The sequence below is a fragment of the Brachyspira suanatina genome, assembly GCF_001049755.1.
In the GTDB taxonomy this organism is placed as follows: domain Bacteria; phylum Spirochaetota; class Brachyspiria; order Brachyspirales; family Brachyspiraceae; genus Brachyspira; species Brachyspira suanatina.
Genome location: NZ_CVLB01000002.1, coordinates 396,132 through 417,407, shown reverse-complemented (window position 1 = coordinate 417,407; position 21,276 = coordinate 396,132). Strand labels below are relative to the sequence as shown.

Below are 21,276 nucleotides of genomic sequence, written 5' to 3'. Positions count from 1 at the left end.
GCAGCAGAAGGCTAATTTTTTAGTTTTCTGCTGTTTTTATTTCAATATGTAAACTAAAATCATCAAAAATTTTTTTTAATTTTGTATTTATTGTTGATTTTAATTGATAAAACTATCATAATATAATATAGAAAACTAAATGGAGTTGCTTATGAAAATAATAAAACAAATTATTATTGCTATGATTTTTATCAGTTCTTCTATATTGTATTCACAGTATTATGCAATAGGTGAATGGCATTTAGTTGAGAAAATAGACCCTATAACAGATGAAAAAGAAATTTCTATATTCATAAAAAAACAGGAAGAAAATAGTTTAAACTTCAATACATTAATGATAAAAGTAAACAGCAATTCCATAAATATAAATTTATATACTCCTTCTCTGCTTTTTAAACAACGTTTTAATGATAATGATAAAATAGATATCGTATATAGATTAGGCAAAAACGAACCTAGAAATACATCATTAAATAAATACGGAGAAACTGAATTTTATTCATTAACCAATTCTCAAATGGCAAGTCAGAAAAGTATAATGCTTCTTAAAGAATTATTACATCATAATACTTTTGCAGTTAGAGCTTTAGAAACTTTAGGCAGTGCAAAGTATACATATACTTATGTTTATGATTTAGAAGGATTAAAAGATATCTTATTATATGCTGATTTCAGCGGTACTATATTAGAGAATTATAAATCAGAATTTGAATCTATACTTGAAAATCAAAGATCTGAAGATAAAAGTTCTCAAGATACAGAAAGATCAGAAAATTCAGAAACATCAGAAGAAACTGAAACTCCTAAAACAAATCATAAAGATAATATCTATTTGATAGATGATATTAACTATAAAAATCCTATCATTTAATATTATTAAATATTCGGTTTCTTGAAGCATGGGCTAAAGCTATAGCTACGGCATCGGCTGTATCATCTTGAATAATATCGGCACCGGTAAAAAGGTTAACCATTTTCATCATAGCATCTTTATTAGCATTTCCGTTGCCTGTTATTTGAGATTTCACCTCTTTAGGTTTGTATTCATAGAATTCAATATTATTAAGTGTTAAAGCCAATATTATAACACCTCTAGCTTCAGCAACTTTTATTGCAGTTTTAGTATTTTTTGAAAAGAATAATTCTTCTATTGCGGCATTAGAAGGCTTGTATTTTTTTATAAGTTCATCTAATTGGGTATAGATAAAAGAAAGTCTTTGATTATATTCTTGATTTTGAAAGGTTTCAATAAGCCCGGAATCTACTATTTTGTATACGGAGTTTTTTGCTTCTATAAAAGCATATCCGCATCTAGCAAATCCCGGGTCTATTCCTAAAGTTATCATAAAGATATTAATTGCTTTTAATTGTTTATTTTATGATAATTATTATTCTTCTATTAAGTTATCAGTGATTTCTAAGTTAGTAGCTACTGCAGAAACATCATCATGATCTTCAAATAAACCTATTATTTTCATAACTTTTTTAGCATCATTTTCAGCTATAGTCATAGTATTATCAGCAACGCGTACTATTTCAGCACTTTCAGGCTCTATGCCTTTAGCTTTTAAAGCATCAACTATAGATGATAAAGTTTCCATAGGTCCAGTAATAGTAAATACTTCTTCATCTTGTTCTATATCTTCGGCACCAGCATCTAAAACTATATCCATTAAGCTTTCTTCAGTATTTCCAGCAGCAGGTATCATTACAACAGCTTTTTTCTTAAACTGCCAAGAAACTGCACCGTTTTCTGCCAAGTTTCCACCATTTTTACTGAATATAGATCTTATTTCAGCAGCTGTTCTATTTTTATTATCTGTAGCAACGTCTACTATGATAGCTACTCCGCCTGGAGCATAACCTTCATAAGACATTTCTTCGATATTAGCACCTTCGCCTGCTCCAGCACCTCTTTTTATAGCTCTGTCTATATTATCATTAGGCATGTTAGTACCTTTAGCTTTTACTATAACCATTCTTAATCTTGCATTCTGGTCTGGGTCTGGGCTTCCGCCTTCTTTTACTGCGATTGTTATTTCTTTTGCTATTTTTGACCAAATTTTACCTTTTTTTGAGTCATTTGCGGCTTTTTTATGTTTAATACTAGCCCACTTGGAGTGTCCTGACATATTACACCTCTGTTTATTAGATTTTTTATTTATAGATTATTTATTCGCCGTAATTATATATCAAAATACAACTATTGTCAACTTATAATATATATTTTGATTGATTACCATACTTATATTATCTCACCGCACGCAGAATAAAATTAAAATATAAGCTGATTATTATTATAATTTAAATAATAAATTAAAATGCATTAAGCGTGCGTTAAGCAGATTATATATTTAAATAACACTTGGGTGGGTGGCTTAATTTCTAATTGAAGCTTTAAATATAAAAAATACTAAAATTTAAATTTTAGCTATAAAGAATAAAGGGCGGGGTATGTAATGTAAGTTTTAAAATTTAATTACATTTGCCCACCCTCTAGGCTTACAGTTTTAATCTGCAATATAAGATTATTTTTTCTTGTTGCTTCAATTAGATTTTTTTAGCTGCCCACCCAGGATTTTTTTAAATTTATATTGCATTCACCGCACGCATAACATAGCTTTAAATATAGATTAATTGAAAAATAGAATTTTGATATATATAAGAATATGTTTACCGTGCGTTAATAAAATTTAATTTTGTTAAGTATATTTCATATTATTTGATTTTTTGTTAGAATTATATTGAGAAAATTATGAGGAGTAAATTTTATGTTAAAAGAAGTAATGCATATAGGTATTACTGTGAGCAATATAGAAAGATCTATTAATTTTTACAGAGATATTTTAGGCTTAACATTAATAGGCGAGGCTTTAATGGAAGGCAAAGAAACAGATGCACTTTTTGCCATGAATAATTGTAAGGTAAAAATTGCTTATCTTAACGGTAGTGATAATATAATAGCTCCTCCTATAGAATTATTGCAGTTTGTAAGTCCTGAAACTATAAAAGATGAACCTAAATTAAATAAAATTTCAGCATCAGAGATTTGCTTCAGAGTAGAGGATATAGAAAAAGTATATAAACATTTAATTGATAATAATGTGGAATGCCTATCAGCATCTCAGGAATTTGATTTTACTTCTTACGGATTTTCAAAGAGCAAAGCATTATATTTCAAAGACCCTGATGGTATAATATTAGAATTGATGGAAACATTTTGATTTCAATAATAGTATTTGTTTTGTATGATATACGTAAAAAATAAGGAAAATATGAACTATAATATACTAAATATATTTTTTATGCTTAATTTAATTATTGAAAAATAAAGCAAATGATTTAAAATATTAATATCAAATTATGGTGCTATGAGTATGAAACATCTTTATAAATTGGACAATGCTGCTAAACTTTTTGTTTCTATAAAAAATAAAAAAAATATACCAATATTCAGAGTGTCAGTTGTACTTAATAATGAAGAAGTTAATCCTGATATACTTCAGAATGCATTAGACATTACAATAAAAAGATTTCCAACACTTTCGCTTATGATAAAGAAAGGATTATTTTGGAATTACTTTGAAGAAAATCATAGAAGATTGATCGTAGAGGAAGATAAATATTATCCCTGCTATAATATAAACAGCAAATTAAATAATGGCTATCTTTTGAGAGTAGGCTATTATAAATATAGAATTTTTACTGAAGTTTATCACTCTCTTGCTGATGCTACGGCTTTAATAAGTTTTTTAAAATCTTTGCTATATCATTATTTTGTTTTGTTAGGAAAAAATATTGATGATAAAAATGATGATATATTTAAAGATACTGTTCCTATTATTGCAGACTATGATGACAGCTTTTCTGTGCATACAAAGGATAAAATAGAAACTAAAAAAGAAAAAAAGATAAAGAATGTTTACTTAATTAAAGGAAAGCCTTTGAAATTTTACGGCGATAATGTTGTGCATGGAATGATAAGTTTGAAAAGCATAAAGGAAGAGAGTAAAAAACATAATACCACAATCACATCTTATATATTGTCAGCTTTGGTTTATTCAATTTATGAAACTAGAATAAAAAACAGACTTGACGGAAAAAATATAGTGATGTGTGTGCCTGTTAATTTAAGAAGTATATTTCCTTCAATATCTTTAAAAAATTTCTTTGGTGTTGCTAATATATTGATTCCCACAGATAAGGAATTAACTTTTGATGATATTATAATGATCACAAACAGAGAGATGAAATATAAAATCAGTAAGGAAAAACTTCAGAATTTTATATATGAGAATACGAAATTAGAAAATAATATATTTGCAAAATTTATACCTTTAGTTATTAAAAATTTTGTTGTTAATTTAGCATTTGAACTTTTTGAAGATAAATTGAAAACTATGACAGTATCAAATTTTGGTAATATATCTTTGCCCGATGATATGAAAGATTATATAAGTCATTTTGAAGCTGTTGTATATCCTACAATAAACAGTCCTTTAAATTGCGGCTTATGCAGTTTCGGTGATAAATTATCAATTACATTTAATAGAACGGTAATAGAAACTGATATAATAAAATATTTTTTTAGATATATATCTAATATTACAGAAGTGGAAATTTATTCTAATGATTACGGAGTATAAATAAAATGGCGTATTGTAATAACTGCAGATTGAAAATTAAAACTAATAGAAATATATGTCCTTTATGTTTGAAAGAATTAAATAATAATGATAATGCTATAATAAATGAAGAATATCATTCTTATGAATGGTTTTATAAAATGCAGAAAAAAATCAATGCTCAAAAAATAGTTTTGCTTTCATCATTAGCAGCAATAATAGCTTTGATAATAGTAAATATTTCAACTAATTCAAAATATAATTGGGCTGTAATATCTGTTATATCAATATTATGTTCTTATTTTACTTATGTATGTTTTACAGCGGATACTTTATATTTAAGGCAGAAATTACTTATAGAGTTTTTTATACTTATGCCACTCGTGATTGTAATAGATATATTTACCGGTTTTTATAAATGGTCATTTAATTATGTTATTCCTTTCTTGTCGCTTGGTTTAAATATTGCTATGTTTTTTATTGCGGTTATAGATAGAAAATATTTTAATGAATATGTTTCTTATATAATGTCTGCTTCATTTATATCAATAATGATGATAATTCTGCCTTTATTTAATTTTGTATTTTGGAGCAGTTTATCAGCTTTGGGAGGAGGAATAATAGTTATTTTAGCTATGCTTATATTATTTAGAATTGATTTTATTTCATCTACAATAAAGATTTTTCATATATAATTTATAAGTTTAAGTTAAGGAGTATTCTTATGGAAGATAATAAAAAAGAAGAAAAAGAGCAAATAAAAAAAGAAAAAGAACAGAGGAAACTTGAAGAAAAAAAAGCCAAATTGGAGAGAAAACAGAAAAAAATAGAGGAAAAGATAAGAAGAAAAAATTTGCTTGGTGAGTATCTAACTTATCCAAGTATGGCTGTTAATTTTATAAAAGCTGATAAGAAAATAAAGCCTGAAAAGTATATATTCGATAAAAATAAGGCTCAATATATATTATATTTTGCACCTCAGTTAAAAGAAAATGAAAGTCCAAAGAAACAGGTTATAGTTTATCTATACGGCGGAGGCTGGAGAGAGGGTAATGCTAATTTATACAGATTTGTTGGAAGAAGATTTGCAAAAGAGAAATTCCATACTATTTTATTAGGATACAGACTAAGTAAAAAATATAAATACCCTGCTCAAATAGAAGATGTATTTGCAGGATTTAATAAAGCATTGGAAATTTTGAAAAATAAAAATATTGATTATTCTGATATTATAGTGATAGGCTCATCTGCCGGTGCACATTTGGGAGCTTTGCTTGTTTACTATAAAGAAATGCATAAGAAATATAATGTGGATTCTAATATTTTTAAAGGCTATGTATCTCTTGGAGGGCCAACAGATTTAAATGTATGTACTAATGATATAATAACTCCTATGCTTGATCAATTATTTGAAGAGGGCTACAATAGGGAAGAGGCTAATCCTTATAATCATATAGATGGAAGCGAGAAAACAAAGGTATTATGCGTTCATTCAGAGTTAGATCCTATTTGCGATGTTGATAATTCTATTAATTTTTCTAATAAGGTTAATAGCTTTCATGACGGCTTAGCTGAGTGTATTATATTTGATAATAAAAATATTTATCATAATAATTTAGTTAATGGCATATTCTTTGAGGCCATGGACAGTGAACATATATTGGATAAAGTATTTAAATGGATTGAAAAGTTAAATTAAATGTATAAAATTTAAATGCTAAATATTAATTTTAATCATACGATATATTTTAAAAGTTGCATCTGAATTTTATTAGTAAATTTATTGTAAATTTTAATATATGAGTATAAATTCATTGCAATTTTTTTACTATATTTTATAATTTGATTAGAGGTATAACTTAATGATTGAAAAAGTAAAAGATTTTTACAGGACGAAAAAGATTTTATTTTTCATAATTTTATTTGTTTGGTTATTATTAGTAATACTCTCTGGAATATTAATAGGATCTTGCTCAAAACCTAAAGTAATACCATTAAGTCCGGAAGAGGAAAACTCAAAAGCCATCAATCTTCTTAAAGAAGATGAGGAAAAAATTTTAAAAGGCGAAATGTTATCTACAAAAGAAAATCTGAATTTTGAAGATTTAGAGTACTCAAGAAACTTTGTAGAAAGCCGAAAAAAATAATACTAACTTTTAGGAGAGAATTATGCGTGTTTTTTTATGTTCTTCTATTGTTGCAATGTTTGTTGTGATCAATGCAGCATTTGCTCAGGAAACAATTACTGTACAGCCGGATGATCAGGTTGTAACTAATGCTTCTTCCGTTCGTGTGAAAAATGGTCCTATAGAAGCTGATTTGGTTAAGTCTGTAGATTTATCTGAAAATACACTTTTCTCAATTAAATTGAATGCTACTAACTTTGACAGATATATTCGTATAACAAGCTATTCTACTAATCTTGACTTCGTAAGATTTACAAGAGATAAAACTAATGCTTTCCTTACTTTCAGAACTTTAACTGCAGGTATAGGTAAACTTGATTTCCAAGTTGACAATGAAGAAAGTATCATAAGAAAATATTTCTATACTGTAAATGTAACTAATAGTCAAGGTATAGCTGCTATGGAAACTAATGCTATATTAGATCCTGATAACGATACTAACACTATGTCTACTAATGATATGATGATGACTAATGATGTTATGACTGATGATATGATGGATACTAACAATACAGATACTAACATGGTTAATACAAATGATGTAGTTCCTAATGATGCAAATCAGACTAATCAGGCAGCAAATAATGCTCAAACTTCAATAATAAAAAAAGAAACTGATAAGCCTGCTAAAGTAACTGAAACTAATCCTGAAATCATAGCATTATTCAATTCAGCAGAAGAATTAAAAAATGTTAAAGATTATGAAAATGCAATCAATGCTTACAGCAATATTATAACTTCATATCCAAATTCTAAATATTCTGTATACAGTCATTTTAGAATAGGAGATATTTATAATCAAAAGAAAGATTATAACAATGCTTTTAATATGTATAATGAAGCCTCAAAATTAAAAAATAGCGGCAACAATGAAAAAGCAGCAGCTATATATTCTATGGGCGTTATGAAAAAAGCTGAAAATAAACATGATGAAGCTATAGTATATTTTAATGATGTAATGAATAATTATTCTCAAACTCCTTTGTATGGAAATGCTGTTTATGAAATGGCTGATAGTTTGAAACAGCTTGGAAGAATTTCTGACGGTGCTGATATGTTAGAAAAATCTTTAGAAAAAAATGTTAAATTTTCTAAACGAGGAGATTCTATACTTCTTCTAGCTGAAATATACGAAAAAGGCAATAATAATATAAGAAATTTTGAAAAAGCTTATAAAACTTATAATCAATATTTAGCTGAATATCCTACTTCTTCTAAAGCTAAATATGCTAATGACAGAAAAAATTTCTTATCACGTAATGCTGTTCATTTACAATAATCTAATTAAATAAGAATTAATTACCCTTTTAGAAATACAGTTTTTCTAAAAGGGGTTTTTTTATTAAAAATATCAATTATACAATTTCTATCCCAACAAAATAAATTCTAATAGCATTCAGTTTTTTATCGATAATTTAAATGATATATAATACTCTGGAGTAAACAAGTGCCAAGATACGAGCAGCTCAAATCAAAATCTAAAAGTATATCATATACGAGACAAATTAGAAATGAAAGTAAAGAAATAAATTTGAAGAAACCTATTATAATATCTATAACTTTTATCATAGCAGCAGCTTTGATATTTACGGTTGTAAAAAAATATTCTCCTATGGTAGATATAGCTATAAAAGATTTCTTTTCTATTAATCATAAAGAAGCATTATTATTAGAAAGTGATGGTGTAACAGAAGATCAAAGTAAAATGAGCTTCTTAAGTAATATGCCATTATTCAATTTCTTTATAAAAACAGATACAAATGAAACTCTATCTGTAATGGCTTATGAAACAAATTCAAAAATAGAAACTTCTTTGGATATTATGTCAGATAGTATTACAAATTCAAGTATCATAACTAAAGAATCTTTGCTTCCTTTTTTTAATAATAGCGGAGTAAGTAATTCTATACTTTATGACAGCGGATATGTAGATTACGGCAATAATCATGAATCTATAATATATTCAAATAGTATGAACACATTAAATAGAATACCTGAAAATGATTCTACAAATAATACTAAAGAAAATATTATTGTTGCAGATATTGAAAATACTGTGAAAGAAGAAAAACCATACAATTATCTTGAGCAAATGATATTAGAAAATAGACAAGACAATAATACTCAAGATATTAAAACAAATATAAACACTGCTAAAAAAAATAGCACTGAAACTCAAAAAAGTATATTCGATGATATTCTAAAACCAAAAGATAATACTACCAGAAGAGAAACTACAACTATGAAGCCGGCATCAAGTACTACTTTCAGTACTAAGCCTCCTGCTAGCTATGTAGAAAATACTAAAAAAAATAATTCAAATACAAATGATGATTTTAATATTGATAAATATTTGAATAATAATGAAAATAAAGAAAGAGTAATAAATAACAATCAAGTTAATAGTAATACGCCAAATAATGATATAAAAGAAAATACAATAAATGATAATACTAAAAAATCTGCAAACAATACTATAGTAAATAATAATAATACAAAGCCAAATAGAAAAGATATAATGCAGACATCTGTTTATACAATGACTAATTCTTTTGATAAACCCAATATTGATTATAACAGAGTAATAAACGATTTGGTTAATCCAAATAATAATAATCCTGTAAGGGAAAATAATACTATAGTAAATAACAGCAGGGAAAATAATAATAATTCAATAATAAATAAGCCTGCAAATGAGAAAAATAATACAAAAGAAAGTATAGAAAGCACTATAGTAAAAAATAATGAATTAAAAGATAATATAAAAGAAACTGATGAATTAAAAAATAATAATATAATAAATAATAATACTGAATATAAAAAAGAAATTATTAAGAAAGCTCAGAATGATATTAATAATTACAATATCAAAAAAGCTAATAATAATATTACTAGAGATTTAAAAGAGAGAAAGCTTAAAGAGAATAGTAATGAAGGAATATATTTAGTTGAATATAGTGAATCTACAGGCTCTATTACATTGATATTTAGAGAAAGAAAATTTAATAATAAATCTTCTGTAGAGGAAGCTATAAAAGAATTATTGATTGGTGCTACTGATGAAGAAAATAACAGAAATATAATAAGCTGCATACCTAAAGATACAGAATTGCTTGATATATTCATTGAGAATAATACAGTATATTTAAACTTCAATGAGAATTTTGAATTTAATCCTCTTGGAAATGAAGGAACTATGGTGCAGATTTATCAGTTGGTATATACAGCAACTCAATTTGAAGGTATAGATAATGTCATATTCCTTATAAATGGACAATTAAATGAAACTATAGGTGCGGAAGGTGCTATAGAGAATATGCCTTTCACCAGATTCGAGTAAAATTTAATAAAAGTTATATTGATTTTATATATATTTATGTTATCATATACCTATAGTGTGTATATAAAAAATAGGTGTTTATAATGTTAAAATCTTTAAATGTTCAAGAGGCTGCTGATTTAATAAAGTCAGGTAATGATATAAAGTTATTAGATGTAAGAAGCAAAATGGAAGTTAATATGACAGGAGCAATAGAAGGAAGCATATTAATAGATTTAAATGATCCAAAAGCTGAAAATTTAGTTAATGGCTTGGATAAATCTGAAAAATATCTTTTATATTGCGCTACAGGGGCAAGATCTGAAGCATTAGCTAATTATATGGATAGGAACGGATTTAATGAAATCTATTATTTAATTTACGCCGGACACAGTCAATTAGCAATGGCCTTAGCAAAATAATTAATAAAAAATGATTAGAAAATAATAAAGAAAGTTAGTATTCAAAAAATCAAATACTAACTTTTTTTATTATTATGCTTTAATTTAATAATCGAAAAAATATGTATAAAATATAATTTTTATTCTAAATATGAATAAAAAAATCTTCTTATTTCCAAAGTATCAACTAAAACATTTTTTAATTTAGGACTTTGCATTGAACAAGATGTATAATGATAAATAGGTATAAAAGCCATATCTTCCCCTATAAGTTTATCTTCAGCCTTATGCATATTAGTCATTCTTATATTATTATCAATAGTGTTTTTAGCTTCTAATATAAGTCTGTCATATTCAGGATCATTGTATCCCACTCTATTTCCAGCACTTGTACTTATAAATAGATCAGCAAAAGTCATAGGATCAAGATAATCTCCTATCCAATCGGCTCTGCATACCACATAATTTCTTGTTTGTCTGTTCTTTTGAAATACTGACCATTCTTCCTGAGTGATAGTCATATCTATATTTAGATTCTCTTTCCACATTTGCTGAACAGCTTCTGCTATTGTAATGCCTGTTCCAGGATTTGTTTTAAACTCTAGTACAGGGAAATTTTCTCCATTAGTATATCCTGCTTCTTCTAAAAGTTTTTTGGCTTCTTCTATATTAGCTTGATAATCTTCTTTTTTAACACTGTAATATCCGCCTCCATTTTCTCTGAAATCACCTTTTACATCTTTTAAACCATAAGGTATGAAAGCAGCCGCAGGTATCTCTCCGCCTTTTGTAATATTTTCTACTATGTAGTTTCTATCTATAGCTAAAGCTAATGCTCTTCTTACTCTTTTATCTTTTAAAACTTCATTTGTATTATTCAAAGCATAGTAAGCTGTTCCTAGAGAAGGTGTTGTAACTAAATAGCCTTCCTCTCTTAGCAAATCTATATCTGTAGTAGGTATTTTATATGAATATAAAATAGATCCTTCTTTCAAAGCAGCATAAGCAGTAGATACATCAGAGAACATTATAAAGTCTATTCTTTTAGCTATCATAGCATCTTTATTCCAGTAATTGGTATTCAATTCTAAAGATATTATTTCATCCGGTTTTCTTTTTATCATTCTATATGGACCATTACCTATGTATGTATTGGTAGAGAAAGTCCAATCATCACTTATGAATTCTTCTCTAAGAGGTGAGAATATAGGTATAGCTGCTAATTCTAAAAAGTATGCTGTAGGGCTTTCAAAATATACTTCTAAGGTTTTGTCGTCTAATGCTTTTATTCCTAGCTCTTCTACAGGAAGTTCTCCTTTGAGTATTTTACCAGCATTTTTTACAGGAGTTATTAAAAAGCTGTATGCTGATGCTGTATTAGGATCTGCTAATCTTCTAAAAGAATATACAAATTCATCGGCAACAACATTCTTTCCATCAGACCATTTAGCATTATCTCTTAAATGAAATGTAATAGTGAGTCCGTCTTCAGATATATCCCAACTTTCAGCAACTCCTCCTATTATATTTCCATTTTCATCTTTTGATGTAAGTCCTTCAAATACATGTACTGCATAAATCATACTGTCTATTGCTGACAAAAATGAAGGATCTATACTTTGAGGTTCTGCCCCAATACTTACTCTTATAGTTTCAACGCCATCCTGATCATTACCGCATGATATCAATAATAAACAAACTGTGATTAATAAACAAATTATTTTTTTCATAGAACTTATCCAATATATTAATTTACTATGTTAACATATTATTTATATCCTAATATAAATATTTGTCAATAACTAATTAATTAAAATTTAATTAGCTGCTATATAAATTATAAATTGATAAAAAAATAGTGAATTTTATTTAAAGAATGTTGATTTATTAAAATAAAAAAAGAGGCTTATAATAAAGCCCCTTTTAAATTAGTAATTATCAATTATTATTTTATTGATTATTCTATGTAACAGTAATTGAATTTATGTTTTCCTAAAGCATTGTACACAACATTTTTTAATTTAGGACTAACCATCAAAGTATATGATCTATGATAAAGAGGTATAAAAGGCATATCATCAATCAAGAGTTTTTCTGCATCCATCATATATTTCATTCTAACAGCAGGATCAGCAGTTTTTCTAGCATTGTTAATTAAAGTATTATAAGCTGCATTATCATATAAACCATAGTTGAATGTATTGCCTTTTACCATAATCTCAAGCATAGTCATAGGATCTCTGTAATCTGCATTCCAAGCCATAGAACCAATATCAAAGTTTCTCTCTAATAAATATTGGAGAACTAAAGGATATTCATCATTCTTTAATGTTACATCTATATTTAAATTCTCTTTCCACATCTGCTGTATAGCCTCTGCAACTATTATATGAAGTCCAGGAGAAACTCTTATCTCTAATACAGGAAAACCATCTCCGTTAGCATATCCAGCTTCAGCCATCAAAGCTTTAGCTTTTTCTACATTTTCTGTATAGTTGTCAGTGTCTATAAGTATTCCTGCTTCTTCTCTATAAGGGCCATTAATACCGTCCATAGAAGGAGGAACAAAACCCTGAGCTGCTACCTGTCCTCCCATAGTAACATTAGATACTAAATAATTTCTATCAATAGCCAAAGATAAAGCCTGTCTTACTCTTTTATCTTTCAAAGCATTATTTGTAATATTAAGAGATAAATAGAAAGTACCTACTCCGTCTTTAAGAGCAATATAATTTTCTGCTTTTAATTTTTCTATTTCACTAGAAGGAGGTTCTAATGCTGAAAAATGTATAGTGCCTCCTCTAATTCCAGCAATAGCTGTATTAGGATCAGCCATAGAAATAAATTTTAATTTCTTAGCAACTGTTTCATCATTATAATAATTAGTTCTAGCTTCAAAAGTGATATACTCATCCATTACTCTTTCAGTCATTTGATAAGGACCATTACAAATATAAGTTTCAGGAGATAAAGTCCAATCATCTCCATACTGCTCTATAATATCTTTTCTAACAGGTGCGAAAACAGAAACTGTAGTCATAAACTCCAAGAAGTAAGCAGCAGGATCAACAAGCTCTACTTGGAAAGTATGATCATCTATAGCTTTTACGCCAAGTTCATTATAATCCATATTACCTGCATTAATCTCTTTAGCATTTTTTATTATTTCTAATAAAGAAGCATATTGTGCTGCAACATCAGGATTAACAACTCTTTTCCATGCATATTCAAAATCGTATGCTGTTACAGGTTTACCGTCAGACCATAAAGCATTAGTTCTTAAATGAAAAGTATATGTCTTTCCGTCCTCTGATATATCCCAGTTTTCTGCCATACCACCTGTAAGTTTTCCGTCAGCTCCTATTTTTGTTAAACTTTCAAATGGATGATACAACATAGCAGAAACAACATTCAAACTATTTAAACTAGGGTCTATAGTTCTAGGTTCTGCCCCCATATTAATTACTATAGTATCATTATTATTTCTTCCGCTTCCGCCGCATGACAGAACAAATAATGAAGCAGCCATTAAAAATAAAGTAATTATTTTTTTCATATTTTTTCTCCTAACATTTTATTATCTAATATACGAATAATTGAATTTATGTCTTCCCAAAGGATTTAATACTACACCCTGCAATTTAGGATTTTTCATAAAAGAATCTGCTCTATAATATAAAGGTATAATAGGCATTTCTTCCATAAGTATATTTTCAGCTTTAGCCATAGCAGTCATTCTTATATTATTATCTTCAGTTTGTTTTGCTGTTAATAAATTATCATCATATTCTTTATTAGCAAATCCTGTATGATTTACTCCGCCGCCGCTTGTCATCACATCAAGCATAGTCATAGGATCATTATAATCGCCAGTCCAGCCCATTCTAGCCATTTGATAATCTTTTTCTACCAAAGTTTGAAGTGTTATAGGAAACTCTTCCTGTACTAAAGATACATTAACATTTAAATTCTCTTTCCACATCTGCTGCAAAGCCTCTCCAACTAATACATAAATACCAGGAGAAACTTTTAATTCTATTACAGGATAATTTGCACCGTCAGGATAACCAGCCTCAGCCATTAATGCTTTTGCTTTTTTTACATTATTCTCATAATCATTAACATTTATATATTCTTTATTTTCTTTTCTAAATGTGCTGTTTAATCCTTTTACTTCAGTAGGAACAAAAGCTCCTGCAGGAACCTGTCCGCCTTTAGTAACATTCTTTACTAAATAGTTTCTGTCTATTGCAAGAGATAAAGCCTGTCTTACTCTTTTATCTTCAAAAGCTTTATTAGTGATATTTAATTCTATGTAATAAGTACCTATAGCATTATTTGCTACTATATAACCCTCATTATTTAATTTTTCTATTTCAGCAGAAGGAGGCTCTAATGCAGAAAAATCTATTGTACCGCCTCTTATACCGGCTATAGCAGTATTAGGATCGCTCATAAGTACAAAATTAATCTGTTTAGCTATTTGCTTATCAGCATCGTAATAGTTAGTATTAATATCAAAAACTATTTTCTCATCTATTACCCTTTCTTTCATCTTATAAGGGCCATTTCCTATATATGTTTCAGGAGTTAAAGTCCATTTATCTCCATATTGTTCTATAATATCTTTTCTAACAGGCATAAATACTACTGTAGAAGCTATGAAGTCTATAAAATAAATAGCAGGATTTTCAAGCTGTACTTCAAATGTATAATCATCAATAGCTCTTACACCTAAACTATTATAATCCATATTGCCTGCATTAATTTCTTTAGCATTTTTTACTATTTCCATCATATATGAATACTCAGCTGCAGTATTTGGATCAATAGCCCTTTTCCAAGAATATTCAAAATCATGAGCTGTTACAGGTTTACCATCAGACCATTTTGCATTCTTTCTTATATGGAATGTATATACCAAACCATCATCTGATATATCCCAAGTTTCTGCCATACCTGGTCTTACATTATTATTTGAATCTATCTTTGTTAAGCCTTCAAAAGCATGAAGTATATAAGATGATACAACATTGATAGAATTTAGTGTAGGATCCATAGTCTTAGGTTCAGGTCCCAAATTTATAGATATAGATGGAACTGACTCAGTACTTGTTTATGATTTTTTAGTGCATGATACTATAACCAAAAACATCATCAAAAAAACAATCAATATTCTTTTCATAATAAGCCCTTAAATATATTATATAAATTTTATTTATGTTATATCATAAACTTCATAATGTCAATAAAAAACTTCTTTATATAGTAATATTTTTCTATATTGACAAAATAAATAATATAAAATATTATGTTTACTAGATTTTTAAAATTTAGGAAAAACAATTATGATTAGAAATATTCTTGCATTATCTTTTATACTTTTAATAATATCATGTTCAAATAATAACATTAATAATAATCAAACCAATACTAATGCAATAGAAACTCAAACCAATGAAACAAAAACAAATGAATTAAAACAAGCCGAAGAATCAAACAATAATAATACAAAAAATGATAGTTCTAATACACCAAAAAATATAGAATGGATATCTCATCACTATTATATGAAAAATGATGAAGGAGATTTCTTTTCAGTTTATTTAAATGACAGATGGCCTGAAAATAACTCTGAATTAATGCCAAATTATGAAAAAATAAAGGCAGCTTTTAATTATAAAAATTTAAATGATATATACCAATTCTATGATAAAAACAGCATTCTTGATATAACAAATAATAGAATATATGCAGAAGCTGAAAACGGCGACAGTATAGAAAGTACATATTCAAATATTACATCATTTAAAATGACTTCCAAATCATTAAATAGTTCATCAAAAGAAATAAATACAACTTCATCATTAAAAGCAGCAGTATATAACTATGCATATTCAGATGTTTCTGAAACTAATGAATATGGAAGTGCATCAACATTCTCATATAAAGATTCTATATTTTTGCTTATACCTGATGACACTAACAAATTAGAAATATATGATAAAATTTCTTTTGATATAAATGAAGGTTTCAATCTAAATAATCTAAAAAGAAATGAAAATTTAGAATTTGAGGATAAAAAGGGAAGCATATCAAAATTATTTGAAAATGATATGAGTGATCCTTATGATGAATGGTTAACCAATTCAGCTGACAGTTATGAATCAAGTAAATCTATTAGTATAACTTATTTTAATGATAAAAGTATATCAATAAGAAGAACTTCAACATTATATTTAGGCGGAGCACATGGGGTGTACAATAATTACAATTTAGTATATTCATTAGAAACAGGTGAAAAAATAGAAGTTACTGATCTGATAAAAGATTTTGATGATAGTGAATTAAGAAGCATTATGAGAGATAAACTTTTATCGATAGAAGATAGAGATGAAGAAAGTTACTTAGTCCCTTTAGATGAAATAACTTTAGCTGATACATCTTTTTACATTTATGCTGACGGAATACATTTCGTATGGCCTATATATACTATAACAGCTTATGTTTATGGTGAAACAGAAATAGTTTTTGACTTTGATGAAATTAGACCGTTCATAAAAGATGAATATCTATACATAATAGAATAATTTTTTATTATTGCTAGCGATAAACTTATTATTAATAATAAAAATTGTTCGCTCGATATGCAAAGGCTCTGTAAAATAAACTTGCCAGAGGCTCACAATTTTTATTTTAAATATTGTTAGAGAACAACTTCATTCGTCAGTTATCAGCTGCTTCTTTATCACTCTAAAACTTATAACATCACTAATATTTAATTTTTTATTATTGATAATAAAAATATTATAGTATTATAGTATATAAAATACAAAAAGCGAACTGAAGCCATTCCATCAGGGATACAGGCGTGTAACTTAATTTATTAGGTTAAGACTTTAGGCGTATACGGGCATAACAATAATAATAAATAATAATTTTGAAATATCAGAATAAAAATATAAAAGCGAGTCGTAGCAGCTAGTGAGTTTATTCACTAGCTTATTGTAGGCGACACCTGCCTAGGTGGACTTCGTCGACGAGCATAGCAATAAATTTGTATAAAAAAACAGTAAAGAAAATTGGCTGGCATATGTAAATATTGTAAAATGTATAAAATTAATTGACGGTTAACATTAAAAATTAAGGTTAATATTTCCGAAAATATATAATAAGAAATATAAAAATATATATAATAGAAGAAGACTATGGCTATAATAGAATTTAATATACCAACAAAAATAACATTCGGAGTTGATTCTCTTGACTGCTTACCAGATGCAATAAAGAAATACGGCGGAAGAACTGTATTAGTTACAGACGGAGCATCATTTAATCAAACCGGATTAATAGATCAAATAGTGAGTAAACTTAATGATAATTTTATCAATGTAATGGTTTATTCTGATATAAATTCTACAAGCACAAGCGATGCTGCAGATATCATTGCCAATTTAGTAAGATATAGTAGAGCAGAATCTATAGTTGCAGTAGGAGGCTTTAAAATACAAAATACTGCTAAAGGTGCTGCAATTGTAGTAACAAACAGCGGAGAAGCTTCAGACTATATCAATGGTCAGCCTGTATACCATAAACCTTTGCCTATTATAGCTGTGCCTACAATATTGGGTTCTTTATCTGAAATATCTACAGGAATGTGCTTATATGATAAATATGAAGAAGTGAATAAGCAAAATAATGAATCTAATGTTTATTCATCTAATTGTATTATAGACCCAACTTTATATGCAACAGTACCTGTTAAATATACTATAAGCAGTGCTTTATCTGTATTTGCATTATCATTCGATATATATATGAGTAATACTCTTACAAGCATAACAGAGCCTTTAATAGTGCATGCTATGAAGATAAGTATGCAGGGCTTAAAAAAGCTTATAGCTGACAGTAATAATATAGATAATATAACAACTTTGGCAACTGCCAATATGTTATGTGCTACTTCAGCATGTCATAGCTCTTTAGGAGCTATAAGAGCTTTATCTATAGCTATAAACAGTGTATATGCCGTTAACAAATCTATGGTATGTTCTATATTACTTCCTCATATTATGGAATATTATATTACTGTTGCTCCTAATAAATATGTTGTACTTTCAAATGTTATAGATGGAATAGATCCTGAAATGACACCTTTTGAAATTGCTAACCAATCTGCACAGCATATAAAGCAGTTTCTTCATAATATAAATTTGCCTACAAGACTTAATGAAATAAATATAGACAGAAGTAAATTCGATAAAGTTGCCGAATTGGCATTAAAATATCCTGGAATGGATCAGCTTCCTAGAACTATGAATTTTGATTCAATAATGACAATATTGGATCAGGCTTATTAATCTTCACTTTTAGGAGCATATTTATAAGGCTTTTTGTGTAAAGCATCTATTAATTTTTTATTAGGTTTATAATGATTTACAGAAGGTAAAGTTTTATATTCTAAAAGCTGGCAATTATAACTTTCTGCATATTTATTATATGCTAAACGAAGCAAATGCTCTAAATTAATAGTATCCAATAGATTATAATGTATCAATGAATCTATAGCTGTTTCATCTTTCGTATCTTGATAATAATTCCATAGTAAAACAGCAGTATATCCATTAACACCTTCCATATCATCTCCTCTGGAAATACCTACATCTTGTTCTATCTTTTTTAATCCGCCTGTATATCCTAAATCTTTAAGTACAAAACGCAAATCTATTTGAGCAGATTTTATAGTTGTAGCAAAATATCTCTCTAAAAATGGTATATCAAAACAAGAACCATTAAAAGTTACAATGATAGAATAATTCTTTATATAATCTAAAAATTCATGCTCATTTCTGCCATGCACAAAAACTTTCATCTCTTTTCCGTCATAACATCCTATAACTGTAACATGTGCTTTGGACGGTTTTATACCTGTAGTTTCTATATCCAAAAATACAGTCTTATCCATAAAAATAGGATAAAGTCTGTATATTATAGAATCAGGAAACCTTTTTAAAAAATAACCATAATTTTTTGAATTATAATTATAAATAGATTTAGGAAGCTCATTTTTTAAAGCCTCTCTCATGCTACTTGGCATAGCATAATAATTTATATTCTTTAAAGTATCTTCCCAATCAACAGCACCTTCTTCCCATAAAAGAGTTTCCTTTTTAGGTCCTATACCTTCTATATGCTGAAATGTTTTTTTTATTAAATCCACACAATTCCTTTATATTTATTTTCTTTTCCACTTAACACCTTGAGGCGTATCCATTATCTCTATTCCCATAGATAATAACTGATTTCTTATCTCATCTGCTTTTTGATAATTTTTTTCTTTCTTAGCAAGAGTTCTTTCTTCTATTAATTTATTTATCTCATCTTCATTATCTGCTTTTTTATCAGTATCGCCTATATTAAAACAATTTATAATATTATTTACTCTCTCTATAAATTTTAATATAGCATCTCTTGTACTCACATTAATAGAATCAAAAGATGTATTTACAGTTTTCACCAAAGTAAATAATATACCAAGTGCCTCTGATATATTTAAATCATTATAAATAGAGTCTGAAAACTTTTCATTAGAAACTTCTAACTCTTTTAATAAATTTTGATTAACTTCATTAGATTCGGTATTATTTATATCTTTGAGTCTGAATATCAAATCATTAACCCTATCAATAGCACTTTGAGACTGTTTAATACCTTCAATAGTAAAGTTCAGCTGTTTTCTATAATGAGAATTAATAAGCGAGTATCTTATAGCCTCAGGAGAAAGTCCTTTATTAAGCAAATCTCTTAAAGTGTAGAAATTACCTTTAGATTTAGACATTTTCTCGCCATCAACTATCAAATGCTCGCAGTGAAGCCAATAATTAACGAATTTCTCATCAAAAGCAGCTTCATTCTGTGCTATTTCATTTTCATGATGAGGGAATTTGTTATCAACTCCTCCAGTATGTATATCGAAATGCTTTCCTAAATATTTGCAGCTCATAGCAGAACATTCTATATGCCATCCAGGTCTTCCCTTTCCGAAAGGAGAATCCCAATAAACTTCACCATCATCTTCTGTGTATGCCTTCCAAAGTACAAAGTCGCTTGCATTTTCTTTATCATATTCATCATTAAGAACTCGTCCGGAAGCCCCGTCTAATAATTCCTGTTTATCCAAATTAGCTAATTCGCCATATTGCGGGAATGTGCTTATTTTAAAATAAACAGAACCGTCTGACTCATAAGTATGTCCATTTTTTTTAAGAAGCTCTATAATCTCTATCATCTCTTTTATATGGTCTGTTGCTGCAGGATTTACTGTAGCTTTTTTTATTCCTAATGTTTTTATATCTTCAAAAAATGCTTCTTTATATTTCTTTGTATAATCATTCAAAGATATATGATTTTCTTTAGAATTTTTTATAGTCTTATCATCAACATCTGTCAAATTCATTACAAGCTTAACATTGTATCCGTAATCTTCTAATACTCTTCTAAGTAAGTCGCTGAATATATATGCTCTAAAATTACCTATATGGGCATAATTATATACTGTAGGTCCGCATGAATACATACCAACTTCATTTGCATTAATAGGTTTGAATACTTCTTTTTCTCTGGTTAGTGAATTATAAAATACTATATCTTTCATATTAAATTTTATTCCTTAAAATATAATTAACATTTTACTTAAAAGACTTTATTTGTCAAGGTGCTATTATTCATTTTTTACAAAATGATTT

17 protein-coding genes and 1 pseudogene are annotated in these 21,276 nt (G+C 27.6%); 11 read left to right on the top strand and 7 right to left on the bottom strand.

Going from position 1 to position 21,276, the window contains the following annotated elements:
- The first annotated feature begins 151 nt into the window (after positions 1 to 151).
- On the top strand, positions 152 to 871 hold the full coding sequence (locus tag BRSU_RS11410; RefSeq protein ID WP_048595521.1) for a hypothetical protein: 720 nt from the start codon (positions 152 to 154) through the stop codon (positions 869 to 871).
- On the opposite strand, the gene ruvC is transcribed toward BRSU_RS11410, so the two are convergent.
- Positions 864 to 1,346: a crossover junction endodeoxyribonuclease RuvC gene (gene ruvC, locus BRSU_RS11405; RefSeq protein ID WP_048595520.1), complete on the bottom strand. Its 483-nt coding sequence runs from the start codon at positions 1,344 to 1,346 to the stop codon at positions 864 to 866. The two genes, BRSU_RS11410 and ruvC, sit on opposite strands and share 8 nt — an antisense overlap.
- Positions 1,347 to 1,388: 42 nt before the next feature.
- The gene (locus BRSU_RS11400; protein ID WP_012671045.1) at positions 1,389 to 2,132 is read right to left on the bottom strand and encodes a YebC/PmpR family DNA-binding transcriptional regulator; all 744 of its coding nucleotides are present in this window, start codon (positions 2,130 to 2,132) and stop codon (positions 1,389 to 1,391) included.
- 639 nt (positions 2,133 to 2,771) lie between these two features.
- On the opposite strand from BRSU_RS11400, the gene BRSU_RS11395 reads away from it, so the two are divergent.
- The 8 genes from BRSU_RS11395 to BRSU_RS11360 all read left to right on the top strand — a co-directional run bounded on the left by BRSU_RS11395 (position 2,772) and on the right by BRSU_RS11360 (position 10,552).
- Positions 2,772 to 3,224: a VOC family protein gene (locus BRSU_RS11395; RefSeq protein ID WP_048595518.1), complete on the top strand. Its 453-nt coding sequence runs from the start codon at positions 2,772 to 2,774 to the stop codon at positions 3,222 to 3,224.
- 153 nt (positions 3,225 to 3,377) lie between these two features.
- On the top strand, positions 3,378 to 4,646 hold the full coding sequence (locus tag BRSU_RS11390; protein WP_048595516.1) for an alcohol acetyltransferase: 1,269 nt from the start codon (positions 3,378 to 3,380) through the stop codon (positions 4,644 to 4,646).
- A 5-nt stretch (positions 4,647 to 4,651) separates the two neighbouring features.
- Positions 4,652 to 5,320 carry a DUF6320 domain-containing protein gene (locus BRSU_RS11385; RefSeq protein WP_048595514.1) on the top strand — a complete coding sequence of 223 codons (669 nt, stop codon included), beginning with the start codon at positions 4,652 to 4,654 and terminating at the stop codon, positions 5,318 to 5,320.
- A 29-nt stretch (positions 5,321 to 5,349) separates the two neighbouring features.
- Positions 5,350 to 6,324, top strand: coding sequence for an alpha/beta hydrolase (locus tag BRSU_RS11380; protein WP_048595512.1), 975 nt, complete (start codon positions 5,350 to 5,352; stop codon positions 6,322 to 6,324).
- A 163-nt stretch (positions 6,325 to 6,487) separates the two neighbouring features.
- The gene (locus BRSU_RS11375; protein WP_047104760.1) at positions 6,488 to 6,772 is read left to right on the top strand and encodes a hypothetical protein; all 285 of its coding nucleotides are present in this window, start codon (positions 6,488 to 6,490) and stop codon (positions 6,770 to 6,772) included.
- Positions 6,773 to 6,794: 22 nt separating this feature from the next.
- A complete protein-coding gene (locus tag BRSU_RS11370; RefSeq protein ID WP_048595510.1) occupies positions 6,795 to 8,090 on the top strand; it encodes a tetratricopeptide repeat protein in 1,296 nt (431 codons plus the stop codon).
- A 168-nt stretch (positions 8,091 to 8,258) separates the two neighbouring features.
- On the top strand, positions 8,259 to 10,151 hold the full coding sequence (locus BRSU_RS11365) for a GerMN domain-containing protein (protein ID WP_048595508.1): 1,893 nt from the start codon (positions 8,259 to 8,261) through the stop codon (positions 10,149 to 10,151).
- An 83-nt stretch (positions 10,152 to 10,234) separates the two neighbouring features.
- Entirely contained in the window at positions 10,235 to 10,552 is a 318-nt protein-coding gene (locus tag BRSU_RS11360) for a rhodanese-like domain-containing protein (RefSeq protein ID WP_048595506.1), read from the top strand.
- Positions 10,553 to 10,671: 119 nt separating this feature from the next.
- On the opposite strand, the gene BRSU_RS11355 is transcribed toward BRSU_RS11360, so the two are convergent.
- The 3 genes and pseudogenes from BRSU_RS11355 to BRSU_RS11345 all read right to left on the bottom strand — a co-directional run bounded on the left by BRSU_RS11355 (position 10,672) and on the right by BRSU_RS11345 (position 15,716).
- Complete coding sequence (locus BRSU_RS11355; protein WP_048595504.1) at positions 10,672 to 12,261, bottom strand: peptide ABC transporter substrate-binding protein; 1,590 nt, start codon at positions 12,259 to 12,261, stop codon at positions 10,672 to 10,674.
- A gap of 227 nt (positions 12,262 to 12,488) precedes the next feature.
- Positions 12,489 to 14,087, bottom strand: a complete 1,599-nt coding sequence (locus BRSU_RS11350; RefSeq protein ID WP_048595503.1) for a peptide ABC transporter substrate-binding protein — start codon at positions 14,085 to 14,087, stop codon at positions 12,489 to 12,491.
- Between the two features lie 21 nt (positions 14,088 to 14,108).
- Positions 14,109 to 15,716, bottom strand: a pseudogene (locus BRSU_RS11345) (peptide ABC transporter substrate-binding protein).
- A gap of 163 nt (positions 15,717 to 15,879) precedes the next feature.
- Between BRSU_RS11345 and BRSU_RS11340 the strand changes: the two are divergent.
- Both BRSU_RS11340 and BRSU_RS11335 read left to right on the top strand, forming a co-directional pair.
- Entirely contained in the window at positions 15,880 to 17,121 is a 1,242-nt protein-coding gene (locus tag BRSU_RS11340) for an RsiV family protein (protein WP_048595501.1), read from the top strand.
- A gap of 618 nt (positions 17,122 to 17,739) precedes the next feature.
- A complete protein-coding gene (locus tag BRSU_RS11335) occupies positions 17,740 to 18,891 on the top strand; it encodes an iron-containing alcohol dehydrogenase (RefSeq protein ID WP_048595499.1) in 1,152 nt (383 codons plus the stop codon).
- Here BRSU_RS11335 and BRSU_RS11330 read toward each other — a convergent pair.
- Positions 18,888 to 19,751: a ribonuclease H-like domain-containing protein gene (locus tag BRSU_RS11330; protein WP_048595497.1), complete on the bottom strand. Its 864-nt coding sequence runs from the start codon at positions 19,749 to 19,751 to the stop codon at positions 18,888 to 18,890. The two genes, BRSU_RS11335 and BRSU_RS11330, sit on opposite strands and share 4 nt — an antisense overlap.
- A gap of 15 nt (positions 19,752 to 19,766) precedes the next feature.
- Positions 19,767 to 21,185 carry a cysteine--tRNA ligase gene (gene cysS / locus BRSU_RS11325; RefSeq protein WP_048595495.1) on the bottom strand — a complete coding sequence of 473 codons (1,419 nt, stop codon included), beginning with the start codon at positions 21,183 to 21,185 and terminating at the stop codon, positions 19,767 to 19,769.
- Between the last annotated feature and the right edge of the window lie 91 nt (positions 21,186 to 21,276).

What these genes read in the sequence shown, in the direction of transcription:
- BRSU_RS11410 (WP_048595521.1), top strand. Translation starts at nt 152, where the DNA reads ATGAAAATAATAAAACAAATTATTATTGCTATGATTTTTATCAGTTCT.
- ruvC (WP_048595520.1), bottom strand. Translation starts at nt 1,346, where the DNA reads ATGATAACTTTAGGAATAGACCCGGGATTTGCTAGATGCGGATATGCT.
- BRSU_RS11400 (WP_012671045.1), bottom strand. Translation starts at nt 2,132, where the DNA reads ATGTCAGGACACTCCAAGTGGGCTAGTATTAAACATAAAAAAGCCGCA.
- BRSU_RS11395 (WP_048595518.1), top strand. Translation starts at nt 2,772, where the DNA reads ATGTTAAAAGAAGTAATGCATATAGGTATTACTGTGAGCAATATAGAA.
- BRSU_RS11390 (WP_048595516.1), top strand. Translation starts at nt 3,378, where the DNA reads ATGAAACATCTTTATAAATTGGACAATGCTGCTAAACTTTTTGTTTCT.
- BRSU_RS11385 (WP_048595514.1), top strand. Translation starts at nt 4,652, where the DNA reads ATGGCGTATTGTAATAACTGCAGATTGAAAATTAAAACTAATAGAAAT.
- BRSU_RS11380 (WP_048595512.1), top strand. Translation starts at nt 5,350, where the DNA reads ATGGAAGATAATAAAAAAGAAGAAAAAGAGCAAATAAAAAAAGAAAAA.
- BRSU_RS11375 (WP_047104760.1), top strand. Translation starts at nt 6,488, where the DNA reads ATGATTGAAAAAGTAAAAGATTTTTACAGGACGAAAAAGATTTTATTT.
- BRSU_RS11370 (WP_048595510.1), top strand. Translation starts at nt 6,795, where the DNA reads ATGCGTGTTTTTTTATGTTCTTCTATTGTTGCAATGTTTGTTGTGATC.
- BRSU_RS11360 (WP_048595506.1), top strand. Translation starts at nt 10,235, where the DNA reads ATGTTAAAATCTTTAAATGTTCAAGAGGCTGCTGATTTAATAAAGTCA.
- BRSU_RS11355 (WP_048595504.1), bottom strand. Translation starts at nt 12,261, where the DNA reads ATGAAAAAAATAATTTGTTTATTAATCACAGTTTGTTTATTATTGATA.
- BRSU_RS11350 (WP_048595503.1), bottom strand. Translation starts at nt 14,087, where the DNA reads ATGAAAAAAATAATTACTTTATTTTTAATGGCTGCTTCATTATTTGTT.
- BRSU_RS11340 (WP_048595501.1), top strand. Translation starts at nt 15,880, where the DNA reads ATGATTAGAAATATTCTTGCATTATCTTTTATACTTTTAATAATATCA.
- BRSU_RS11335 (WP_048595499.1), top strand. Translation starts at nt 17,740, where the DNA reads ATGGCTATAATAGAATTTAATATACCAACAAAAATAACATTCGGAGTT.
- cysS (WP_048595495.1), bottom strand. Translation starts at nt 21,185, where the DNA reads ATGAAAGATATAGTATTTTATAATTCACTAACCAGAGAAAAAGAAGTA.